This window comes from Mycobacterium sp. 20KCMC460, from assembly GCF_022179425.1.
In the GTDB taxonomy this organism is placed as follows: Bacteria; Actinomycetota; Actinomycetes; order Mycobacteriales; family Mycobacteriaceae; genus Mycobacterium; species Mycobacterium kiyosense.
Genome location: NZ_AP025524.1, coordinates 1,059,993 through 1,071,393 on the forward strand (window position 1 = coordinate 1,059,993; position 11,401 = coordinate 1,071,393).

Genomic DNA, 11,401 nt, shown 5'->3' on the forward strand with positions numbered 1-11,401 from the left:
GGAGCGATCGCGAGCGCGGCGTAGCCGGGCGTAGCGGGTCGCGACCATAGGGGTAGGAGCGATCGCGAGCGCGGTGTAGCCGGGCAGTGCGGGCCGGTGCTGGTTCCTGCGAGGATTGCTGGGTGGCGGGGAACATCGTGCAGCGGTTGGCTGAGGACCGGGCCGTCACGGATCTTCTCGTGCGTGCACAGAGTGGTCCTGCGACGTTGCTGGTCGAGGGCGAGGCCGGTATCGGCAAGACAACCCTGATGCTCGACGCGCAAAGCCAGGCCGAGCGCCTGGGCTTTCGGGTCCTCTCGGCGCGCGGCTCGGCCGCGGAGGTGTTCTACGCCTATGCCGCGGTCGCGGACCTGCTGACGGATATCGACGCCGCGGTGGTCGCCGAACTGCCCGCGGTCCAACAGCTGGCGTTGAATCGTGCCCGCACCGGCGAGGCCGGTTCGAGCGGACCAGCAACCGACGAGCGCACCCTGGCGACCGCGTTCCTATCCGTGGTCGAACGCATCGGCGCGCAGTCTCCGGTGCTGTTGGCCGTCGACGACGCGCAGTGGCTGGATGCGTCGAGTCGTGCAGTGATCGGGTTTTGCGCGCGCCGGCTCCGCGGCTCCGTCGGGATGATGCTGAGTTTTCGGACCGAGGAGCCGGGCGCGGCGCGCTCGAACTCGTGGCTGGACTTTCGTAGTCCCGAGACCACCACTCGGGTGTGTCTACGGCCATTCAGCCTCGGGGGTGTGCACGCGGTGGTGGCGGCGCGGCTGGGTCGTACGCTGCCGCGCCCGGTGATTACCCGGATCTACGAAATGTCTGGTGGTAACCCGCTTTTCGCGATCGAGCTGGCTGCGAGCACGTTCGCCGACCCGACGTCCTCCGCGCCGGGCATGCCGAGCAGTCTGGCGGCGATGGTGCGCCGCAGGATCGGGGATGTCGGCGAGGACGTCGGGCAGGTGTTGCTGGCCGCGGCGACCGCCGCCGAGCCGACGGTGGAGCTGGTGAGTCGGGCGGCCGGCATGTCGCCGTTGCAAGTAATGCAGCTACTCGAGACTGTGGAAAGCCGCGGCGTGATCACCCTGGATGGACATGCGCTCAGGTTCACCCATCCGCTGTTCGCCGCCGGTGCGTACGCCACAGCCGGTCCAGCGCGCCGACGAGCCATGCATCGAACGCTCGCCTCGCTAGTCGAACAGCCAGAGCTCAGGGCACGCCATCTGGCACTGGCCGCGGTCACCGGCGATCCCGCCACGCTGTCAGCTCTGGATGCGGCGGCCGAGGCCAGCGTCTCCAGGGGCGCCCCCGCCGCGGCTGCCGAATTGCTGGAACTGGCTCTGAAACTGGGCGGAGACACCCCGCCCCGGCGCATCCGCGCGGCCGAGCATCATTTCCGCTCGGGCGACCTAGACGCGGCGCGCGCGCTGCTGGAGCCGACCATCGACAGCCTGCCGAGGGGCGCGATGCGCTGCCTCGCGCTGATGCTGCTCGGTGCGGTCCAGGGCTACGGAGATGACACGGTGGGAGCCGTGCAGACGCTGACCCAAGCGGCCGACGAGGCCGAAGACGGCACCGAACTGCGGCTGCATTGCCTGCTGCGGGTGGTGCTGGCCACCGTGATGATCGGGCGCGTCGGCCGAGCGGTCGACCACGCCAGGACCGCGGTTGCCCTGGCCGACCGGCTCGATGTCCCCGATCTGCGCAGCCGGGCGCTGTCGATCTGGGTCAGCGCCGCGTTCGTGTACGGGTTGGGGGTGGATGAGCCGGCATTGCGGACCGCGCTGGAGTTGGAGGATCCGGCTGCTGGCGCGACCACCTGGTATCAGGCCAGTGCGGTGCGGGCAATAGTCTCCGCCTGGACCGGCGACCTGGCCGAGGCGCGCGATCAGATGAGCGCGGTGTGTCGCCGAATGCTCAACGGCGGCACCGAAATTGACATCATTTGGGCGTTCAACCACCTCGCGACCATCGACGTGTGGTTGGGGCGCTACGCCGACGCGGCGGAGGCTTCCCGCGAGGCGGTCGAGCGCGCGGAACAGACGGGCGGACGGCATCTGCTGGTCACGGCTTGGGGATGGCGGGCGGCGGTCGCCGCCTACCGCGGCCTCGAGGACGAGGCGCGAACCGCTGCCGGCGCGGCGGTCGCCGCGGCAAACGAGATCGGCGCGATCTACCTTGCCGACGCGCCGTCGGCGACGCTGGCGTTCGTGGAGGTGTCCCTGGGCCGCTACGACCAAGCGATGACGGTGTTGGAACCGCTGTTGGCGACCTTCGACCCCGCCCACGACACCGAGATCATGCAGGGTGGCTACCTTCCCGACGCGATCGAGGCACTCGCCGGCCTGGGTCGTGTCGACGAGGCTGAACAGTTGTCAAATGCGTTGGCAGAAAACGGTACTCGACTGAATCGTCGGTGGATGCTGGCCATGGCTGCACGGGGCCGCGCGCTATGCCTGGCCGCGCGGGGCAACCTCGCCGCCGCAGAGGAAGCTGCCGTCGCTGCGATCGCGCATCATCAACTGCTTGCCATGCCGTTCGAGACCGCTCGTAGCCGGCTTCTCCTCGGCCAGGTACAGCGACGCCGCCGGCGCAGGCAGGATGCTTCGGCCTCGCTGCGTGCGGCTCTGCAGACCTTCGAGCAACTCGGCACGCCATGGTGGGCATCGCGGGCACGCTCGGAACTCGCCCGTCTGAGCAGTACCAGCGGGGGCAGCGATGGGCTGACCCCCGCCGAGCGGCGTGTCGCCGAACTCGCCGCGACGGGACGATCCAACAAGGAGATCGCCGCCGAGCTGTTCATCTCGGATAAGACCGTCGAGATGGCGCTGAGCCGCGTGTACCGCAAGCTCGGAATACGGTCCCGCGGCGGTCTGTCGATGGCGCTCCGATCCGGCGACATTTAGCAGGGGAGTAGAAAGAACACGTGGCTGAACTGAAACTCGGATACAAAGCGTCCGCCGAACAATTCGCACCTCGCGAGCTCGTCGAACTGGCCGTCCTCGCCGAAGCGCACGGCATGGACAGCGCCACCGTCAGCGACCACTTCCAGCCGTGGCGGCACGAGGGCGGGCACGCCCCGTTCTCACTGGCCTGGATGACGGCGGTGGGGGAGCGCACCAAGCGCCTACAGCTGGGCACCTCGGTGCTCACCCCGACCTTCCGGTACAACCCGGCCGTCATCGCCCAAGCCTTCGCCACCATGGGCTGCCTGTACCCGGGGCGCATCTTCCTGGGCGTCGGCACCGGCGAGGCGCTCAACGAGATAGCCACCGGCTACCAGGGCTCCTGGCCGGAGTTCAAGGAGCGGTTCGCGCGGCTGCGTGAGTCGGTGCGGTTGATGCGCGAATTGTGGCGCGGCGACCGGGTCGACTTCGACGGCGAGTACTACCGGCTCAAAGGCGCCTCGATCTACGACGTGCCCGAGGGCGGTGTGCCGATCTACATCGCCGCCGGCGGCCCCGCGGTGGCCAAGTACGCGGGCCGGGCCGGCGACGGTTTCATCTGCACCTCCGGGAAGGGCGAAGAGCTCTACACCGAGAAACTGATGCCGGCCGTCCTGGAAGGGGCGGCGGCCAACGACCGCAACCCCGACGACATCGACAAGATGATCGAGATCAAGATCTCCTACGACACCGACCCCGAGCTGGCGCTGAACAACACTCGGTTCTGGGCGCCGCTGTCGCTGTCGGCCGAACAGAAGCACAGCATCGACGACCCGATCGAGATGGAGAAGGCCGCCGACGCGCTGCCGATCGAGCAGATCGCCAAGCGCTGGATCGTGGCCTCCGACCCCGACGAAGCCGTCGAAAAAGTGGGCCAGTACGTGCAGTGGGGACTGAACCACCTGGTGTTCCACGCGCCCGGACACGACCAGCGCAGGTTCCTGGAACTGTTCGAGAAAGACCTCGAGCCCAGGTTGCGCAGACTTGGCTGACGCGGGGGCCCTGGCGAAGGCGATCTACATTGCCGCTCCCGAGGCGGAGACCGGCAAGTCCACGATCGCACTGGGCTTGCTGCACCGGCTGGCCGCCACCGTCGCCAAAGTCGGTGTGTTCCGGCCGATTACGCGGCTCGGGGAACAGCGCGACTACATCTTGGAGTTGCTGCTCGACCACGCCACCGCGGGCCTGTCCTACGAGCAGTGCGTCGGCGTGAGCTACCAGCAGGTGCACGACGACGTCGAGGCCGCGATCGCCACCATCGCCGACGCCTACCACGCGATGGCCGAGCAATGCGACGCCGTGGTGATCGTCGGCAGCGACTTCACCGATATCGGCGGGGCGACGAGCCCGGCCGGGTTCGCGACGAACGCCCGGATCGCGGTCAACCTGGGTGCGCCGGTGCTGCTGATGGTGCGCGGGTGGAACCGCACGCCGCAGGACGTCGCCGACGTCGTCGAGGCATGTCTGTCTGAGCTTTCAGCGCTGCGTGCGCACGCCGCGGCGGTGGTGGTCAACCGGTGCGCGCCCGACGAGCTGGACGCGGTTCGTGAGGCTTTGCGCAAGTTCACCCCGCGCGGCTACGTGCTGCCCGAGGCGCCGCTGCTGGCCGCGCCGACGGTGACCGAGCTCAAGGACGCGGTACAGGGGACGCCGGTAAGCGGAGACATCTCGCTGCGCGACCGCGAGGTGATGGGTGTGATGGTCGCCGGGATGACGGCCGACCACGTGCTGGAACGGCTGCGCGACGGCATGGCGGTGATCACCCCGGGCGACCGGTCCGACGTGGTGCTCGCGGTGGCCAGTGCCCATGCGGCCGAAGGGTTTCCGTCGCTTTCGTGCCTCATCCTCAACGGCGGCCTCGAGCTGCATCCCTCGATTGCGGCGCTGGTGGCCGGTCTGCACCTGCGATTGCCCATCATCGCCACCACACTGGGCACTTACGACACCGCCAGTGCGGCGGCATCGTCCCGCGGCCGGGTCACCGCGAGGTCGCAGCGCAAGATCGACACCGCCCTGCAGCTGATGGACCGCAACGTCGACATCGACGATCTGCTGGCACAGCTGGCCATTCCGATACCCACCGTCATCACCCCGCAGATGTTCACCCGTCGGCTGCAGCAGCAGGCCCGCGCCGACCGCAAGCGCATCGTGCTGCCCGAAGGTGAGGACGACCGGATCCTGCGCTCGGCCGGCCGGCTGCTGCAGCGTTCGGTCGCGGACCTCACCATCCTGGGCGACGAGACCCAAGTCCGTTCCCGGGCAGCTGAACTCGGTGTCAGCCTGGAAGGCGCGGCGGTGATCGATCCGCGCAGCAGTGAGCTGCACGAACAGTTTGCCGAGAAGTACGCCGAACTGCGTCAGGCCAAGGGTGTCACGGTTGAACATGCCCGTGAAATCATGAACGACGCGACCTATTTCGGCACCATGATGGTCTACTGCGGCATGATCGACGGCATGGTGTCCGGTGCCGTGCACACCACCGCGCACACCGTGCGCCCAGCGTTGGAGATCATCCGGACGGTGCCCGACGTGTCGACGGTGTCCAGCATCTTCCTGATGTGCCTGCCGGACAAGGTACTTGCCTACGGCGACTGCGCCATCGTCCCGAACCCGACGCCCGAGCAGCTCGCCGACATCGCGATCTCCTCGGCGCGTACCGCCGCGCAGTTCGGCATCGAACCCCGGGTGGCCATGCTGTCCTATTCCACCGGCGACTCCGGTTCCGGCGCGGATGTCGACAAGGTCAGGGCGGCAACGGAATTAGTGCGGTCCCGGGAACCGGAACTGGCCGTCGAAGGGCCGATTCAGTACGACGCCGCCGTGGACCCGTCGGTGGCGGCAACCAAAATGCGCGACTCGCCCGTCGCCGGCCGCGCCACCGTGCTGATCTTCCCCGACCTCAACACCGGCAACAACACCTACAAGGCGGTGCAGCGCTCGGCGGGTGCCATCGCGATCGGGCCGGTGCTGCAGGGACTGCGTAAACCGGTCAACGACCTGTCTCGGGGCGCCACGGTCGAAGACATCGTCAATACCGTTGCCATCACCGCCATTCAGGCGCAGGGCGTGTCCCGTGGGTGATCGTCTGGTGCTGGTCATCAATTCCGGCTCCTCGTCGCTGAAGTTTCAGCTCGTCGACCCCGACTCCGGGGAGTCGCGGGCCACCGGCGTGGTGGAGCAGATCGGCGAACCCGCCTCGCCCGTCGCCGATCACGAAGCGGCGCTGCGGCGGGCATTCGAGATCCTTGCCGACGACGGCATCGACCTGGGCGAGTGTGGCCTGGTGGCGGTCGGTCACCGGGTGGTCCACGGCGGCAAGCGCTTTCACCGCCCGACCAAGCTGGACGACGACGTGATCGAACAGCTCACAGAGCTCTCCCCGCTGGCCCCGCTACACAACCCGCCCGCTCTGCAAGGCATCGAGGTGGCACGCAAGCTGCTGCCCGACGTGCCGCATATCGCGGTGTTCGACACGGCCTTCTTTCACCATCTGCCCGCGGCCGCCGCGACCTATGCGATCGACCGCGAGGTGGCCGAGACCTGGCAGATTCGTCGGTACGGATTCCACGGCACCTCACACCAATATGTCAGCGAGCAGGCCGTGTCGTTCCTCGGCCGGCCGCTGGAGGGCGTGAATCAGATTGTGCTGCATCTGGGTAACGGCGCGTCCGCGTCGGCGGTGGCAGGTGGCCGGCCGGTGGAGACGTCGATGGGCCTGACACCGCTGGAAGGTCTGGTCATGGGCACCCGCAGCGGCGACATCGACCCCGGCGTGATCAGCTACCTGTGGCGCACCGCGAAGATGAGCGTCGACGACATCGAGTCGATGCTGAACCGGCGCTCCGGGGTGCAGGGCCTGGCCGGCGAGCGCGACTTCCGCCGGCTGCGTACCATGATCGAATCCGGTGACGCGGCAGCGAAATTGGCCTACGACGTATTCATCCATCGGCTGCGCAAGTACATCGGCGCATACTTGGCGGTGCTGGGCCACACCGACGTGCTGAGTTTCACCGCCGGTATCGGTGAGCACGACGCGGCGGTACGCCGCGACGCGTTGGCCGGGCTGGGAGAATTGGGCATCGAATTGGACTTGGAGCGCAACGGTTCCGGGACTGGTGCGCGGCGGATCTCGTCGGATCGTTCGCCGGTCACGGTGCTGGTGATACCGACCAATGAGGAGCTGGCAATCGCCCGCGACTGCCTGGGCGTGCTAAGCGGCTAAGAAGCCCAAGGCCTTTCGTCCAGTCCCCACCGACGGCGTCGGATCGGTTCCGACCGTGCGCGCGAGCACTTCGTAGTAGATGTCGCGAAAGTCTGTGGTGTACTTGAGGTCTCCGTTGTCGAGATCTTTCAGGCTGGGCTCGTCGCCGTAGAAGCCGCCCCGCACGGGAGCGCCCGCGACGAACATCGGGCCCGCGGTGCCATGATCGGTGCCTTGGGAGGCATTGGCCCGCACCCGACGCCCGAACTCGGAGTAGGCCATCAGCACCACATTGGTACCCGCGACCTGGCGCAGGAATCCGGTTACGGCCTCGTCGAAGGTCTGCAGCAGCCGCTGTTGGGTCTCTCGTTCGCCGGAATGGGTGTCGAATCCGCCGAGCTGCACGATGTACACCCGGGTCGGGACCCGGGCCTTGACGGCCGCGGCCACCATGTCCAGCTGTTTGGCCAGCGAGTTATGGTCCTCGCCAACCGGTTTGACCGACTTGAAGGTCTCGTCGGTGGTGCGGGCGGCACGGTAGGCCTTGGCGACGGCCGCCATGGCGGGTGTGTCACCGGGGTCGTCACGACCCAGCGCCGCCATGATCGAGGCAAATTCGTCGGCTTCGCGGGCGTCGCCGGAGTTCGTGGAAAGTGCTGCCGCCGTGTACTTCTGGCCCACCGCGAGCGGCGGCAGCACCGGCCCGATGTTGACCGCCCGCAGCGGGTCGTCGCCGGTGGCGTCGAGCCAGCGGCCGATCCAGCCGGTCGAGACGGGTTCGGCGGGCGAGGCCGTCTGCCAGATATCCATGGAGCGGAAGTGGCTGTGGTCGGGCTTGGGATAGCCGACGCCGCGCACGATCGCCAGCTGGTGTTGGTTCCACAGTTGGGCCAGGCCCTTCATCGCCGGATTGAGCCCCAGCTGCTGGTCGAGGTGCAGCACGTCGCCGGGAGCATAAGCGAGCTCGGGTCGGGCATCGTGATATGCGTTGTCGCCGTACGGAATCAGGGTGTTGATACCGTCGTTGCCGCCGTATAGGGACACGATCACCAAGACGCCGGCATTGGCCGGCAGCGGTCGATCCTGCGCCGCCTGCAGCAAGTCGGGCCAACTGGCCGCCACCGCGCCGGACAGCAGGCCGGCGGCGCTGATACCGGCGCTGGCGATCAGAAATCTGCGGCGATTCAACTCGGGCATGTGCACTCTCGCTAAGACGTCAGGTATTCGGGCGTGTTGACGGCGACCGCCACCAGCTGCGGCGGTCTGGCCACCACAGACGCGAGCACGCTCGCGCTTCGGTCGGACCATTTGCCGACGCCGATCAGGTACCCGACCGCGTCGACGCGATCACGGGGGGCGGTGCGCTCGATGGCGGACAGGTCGGCGGCGCGGGCCAGCTGGGACGCGGCACGCAACCGGGTACCCGCGCTGGCGGTGGACAGCCACACCTGGCCGCCCGGCCAGCCCCCGACACTGGGCGGATAGAACGGGCGTTGCCCGAGCGCGCGCATCGTCGCCTCGGCGGTCTTGAGGTGCTTGGCGTCATTCATCGGCACCCGCAAGGTGCGGATCACGCCGACGAGCCACTCCACCGGCGTGTTGACTCTGGCACTTGGGGTGCCGATGAATTCCGGATCGGTCAGGATCGCCGTGGTCAGCGCGCGCAGGTCGCGTCCCGGGCCGTACGCCGCCACAATGCGGCCCAGCGCTTGCGGGGACGGCGGATCGTCGGAGGCCAACTGCTGCCACAGCCGACCCGCGACGTACTCCGACGATTTGGGCTGCGCCAGCACGGTGTCGCAGAAACCGGCCGCATCGAAGTTGCGGGCCTGGCCGAACAACGTCTTGACGCCGGCGTCATGGCGTTTGGCCGTCAGCGACGTCTGGCCACTGCGGTCGACGACCCAGCCGGTGAGTGCTCGGGCGCCGTTGCGCACGTCTTCCTCCGTGTAGCCGTTGCCGTGTCCCAGTGCGAACAACTCCATGAATTCGCGGGCGAGATTCTCGTTGGGCGCTTTGGCGGTGTTGGTTTGACCGTCCAACCAGTGCAGCATCGCGGCGTCGGTCAGCATCGCGTAGGCCAGGGCGCGGAAGTCGCCCGTCGCCATGGTGCGAAGTTTCTGGTTCTGCGCGGCCATCTGCCCCGCCGTCCGCACCTTTGCCGCGGAGGTGGCAAAGTGGTTGTGCCACAACAACGTCAGCTTCTCGTGGATCGGCTGCCGGACTGCGACCATCCGCTGTAGCCACCAACGCGACAGCGTGTCCAACTGCTCGCCCAACTGCCGGTTGTACTCCTTGTGCGACGCCGGCGTCGCCTTCTTCCCGGGCGGCTGCAGCGGGGGGAACGTCGGCATCGGCGTCGCCGCCGCGCCGGGGTCGGCATCGGGGTTGCTCGCCAGCGCGGCATCGACATAGGAGGCCCAATCCTGGCCGGCCACCGCGTCCACCTGGGCGCCGGTCGTCCCGAACCCGGCGCGGCGCAGGGCGCGAGCCGTGGTGATCCACTGCGCGGACTCTCCGACCATGGGTTTGAGTGTCCACACGAACCTTTGAGCCAGCTATGACGCAGGCCGTGCGCGCCTGCGGGTTGCCTGTGGATATCTGAACGCGCCGGGTGCGGCAGTCGTGCGACTCTTCGCGGCGTGCAGGAACCTTTCGTCGGCTGCGACGCGCTGCAGCGTGGCGTGTTGAACCGCCACCAGTTGCGCACGCGGTATCGGGCACTGCTCCCCGGCATCTATCTGCCCGCGGCCGGTCAGGCTTCGCTCGAGCAGCGGATCGCGGCGGCCTGGCTGTGGTCGAAGGGCAGGGCGACCATTGCGGGTGCGGCTGCGGCGGCGCTGCACGGCACAAAGTGGATACCACGGGACGTGCCGATTGAGTTGGTATCCGGCAACTCCCGGCCGCCGACCGGTGTCCTGACCCGGCGTTGTCTGCTGCTGGACGGGGAAACGCAGGTGATCGATGGGCGGTCGGTCACTACCGCTGAGCGCACCGCGTTCGACATCGGCCGGGGTGGAGCGCTGCATTCGGCGGTGGCCCGGCTGGATGCACTCGCAGCCGCAACGGGTTTCAAGGTCGAAGATGTGCTGGATGTCGTGCGGCGGCACCCCCGCTCACCTGGGCTGCGGCGGTTGGAGACCGCACTCGAACTCGTCGACGCGGGTGCTCAGTCGCCCCGGGAGAGTTACCTTCGGCTGCTGCTGATCGAAGCGGGCTTTCCGCGACCGCAAACCCAGATTCCGGTATTGGGTGCGGACGGGATTCCGTTCGCTCACATCGACGTTGGCTGGGAGGAGTACAAGGTCGGTGTCGAATACGAGGGCGTGCACCATCAGACGGTTCGGGGCCGCTACGTTTACGACATTCAGCGGTTGGAGATGATCGAGCGGCAGGGCTGGCTCATTGTCCGGGTGGTGGCGGAGGAGCGGCGGGTCGGCATCATTGCGCGAGTGCGGGTGGCAATGGTGGATCGGGGTTGGGATGCGCCGGATGCGGATGTGTGTCCGGGGCTTTGGGTGTGAGTCTGCGGTTTTCGTTGTGAGCGTCGGGCGTTCGGTGTGAGGCTGTGGCGGGATTTTGGGCGATTTTGCACCCAGGGTTCACGTTTGGCGCCGAGGCTTCACGTTTGGCGCCCAGGGTTCACGCGCAACGCCGAGGGTTCACGCTCGACGCCGAGGGTTCACGCGCAACGCCTAGGGTTCACGCGCATCGTTCTGGGCTTCGCTTCTAAACTTGGGGCGGTGGCCGGTGTAGGCGCTTGCCGCATTGAGTGTGAATCCATGGCTTTGGTTGTGAAGCAATGGTTTTGAGTGTGAGCACAGGGCGGGATTTCGGGCGGATTGCCGCCCAGGCTTCACGCTCGACGCCCAGGGTTCACGCGCAACGCCGAGGCTTCGCGCGCATCGTCCTGGGCTTCGCTTCTGATCCTGGGGCGGCGGCCGGTGTAGGCGCTCAATGCATTATGTGTGAATCCATGGCTTTGGTTGTGAAGCAATGGTTTTGAGTGTGAGCATATGGCGGGATTTCGGGCGGATTGCCGCCCAGGCTTCACGCTCGACGCCCAGGGTTCACGCGCATCGCCGAGGGTTCACGCGCAACGCCTAGGGTTCACGCGCATCGTTCTGGGCTTCGCTTCTAAACTTGGGGCGGTGGCCGGTGTAGGCGCTTGCCGCATTGAGTGTGAATCCATGGCTTTGGTTGTGAAGCAATGGTTTTGAGTGTGAGCATATGGCGGGATTTCGGGCGGATTGCCGCCCGGGCTTCACACTCG

At 67.5% G+C, this 11,401-nt stretch carries 7 protein-coding genes; 5 read left to right on the forward strand and 2 right to left on the reverse strand.

Annotation, left to right across the window (positions count from 1 at the left end):
* Positions 1-122: 122 nt before the first annotated feature.
* The 4 genes from MKCMC460_RS04835 to MKCMC460_RS04850 are packed head-to-tail and all read left to right on the forward strand — an operon-like array spanning position 123 to position 7,149.
* Complete coding sequence (locus tag MKCMC460_RS04835; protein WP_238305368.1) at positions 123-2,888, forward strand: helix-turn-helix transcriptional regulator; 2,766 nt, start codon at positions 123-125, stop codon at positions 2,886-2,888.
* Between the two features lie 20 nt (positions 2,889-2,908).
* Positions 2,909-3,919 carry a glucose-6-phosphate dehydrogenase (coenzyme-F420) gene (gene fgd, locus MKCMC460_RS04840; protein WP_236980606.1) on the forward strand — a complete coding sequence of 337 codons (1,011 nt, stop codon included), beginning with the start codon at positions 2,909-2,911 and terminating at the stop codon, positions 3,917-3,919.
* 10 nt (positions 3,920-3,929) lie between these two features.
* The gene (gene pta / locus MKCMC460_RS04845; RefSeq protein ID WP_236984633.1) at positions 3,930-6,008 is read left to right on the forward strand and encodes a phosphate acetyltransferase; all 2,079 of its coding nucleotides are present in this window, start codon (positions 3,930-3,932) and stop codon (positions 6,006-6,008) included.
* A 7-nt stretch (positions 6,009-6,015) separates the two neighbouring features.
* Entirely contained in the window at positions 6,016-7,149 is a 1,134-nt protein-coding gene (locus MKCMC460_RS04850; RefSeq protein WP_236984635.1) for an acetate kinase, read from the forward strand.
* Here the strand turns inward: MKCMC460_RS04850 and MKCMC460_RS04855 are convergent.
* Complete coding sequence (locus MKCMC460_RS04855) at positions 7,138-8,325, reverse strand: DUF1501 domain-containing protein (protein WP_236980608.1); 1,188 nt, start codon at positions 8,323-8,325, stop codon at positions 7,138-7,140. The genes MKCMC460_RS04850 and MKCMC460_RS04855 overlap by 12 nt on opposite strands.
* Positions 8,326-8,336: 11 nt before the next feature.
* The gene (locus MKCMC460_RS04860) at positions 8,337-9,653 is read right to left on the reverse strand and encodes a DUF1800 domain-containing protein (protein WP_236980610.1); all 1,317 of its coding nucleotides are present in this window, start codon (positions 9,651-9,653) and stop codon (positions 8,337-8,339) included.
* 117 nt (positions 9,654-9,770) lie between these two features.
* On the opposite strand from MKCMC460_RS04860, the gene MKCMC460_RS04865 reads away from it, so the two are divergent.
* The gene (locus MKCMC460_RS04865; RefSeq protein WP_236980612.1) at positions 9,771-10,652 is read left to right on the forward strand and encodes a hypothetical protein; all 882 of its coding nucleotides are present in this window, start codon (positions 9,771-9,773) and stop codon (positions 10,650-10,652) included.
* The last annotated feature ends 749 nt before the right edge of the window (positions 10,653-11,401 follow it).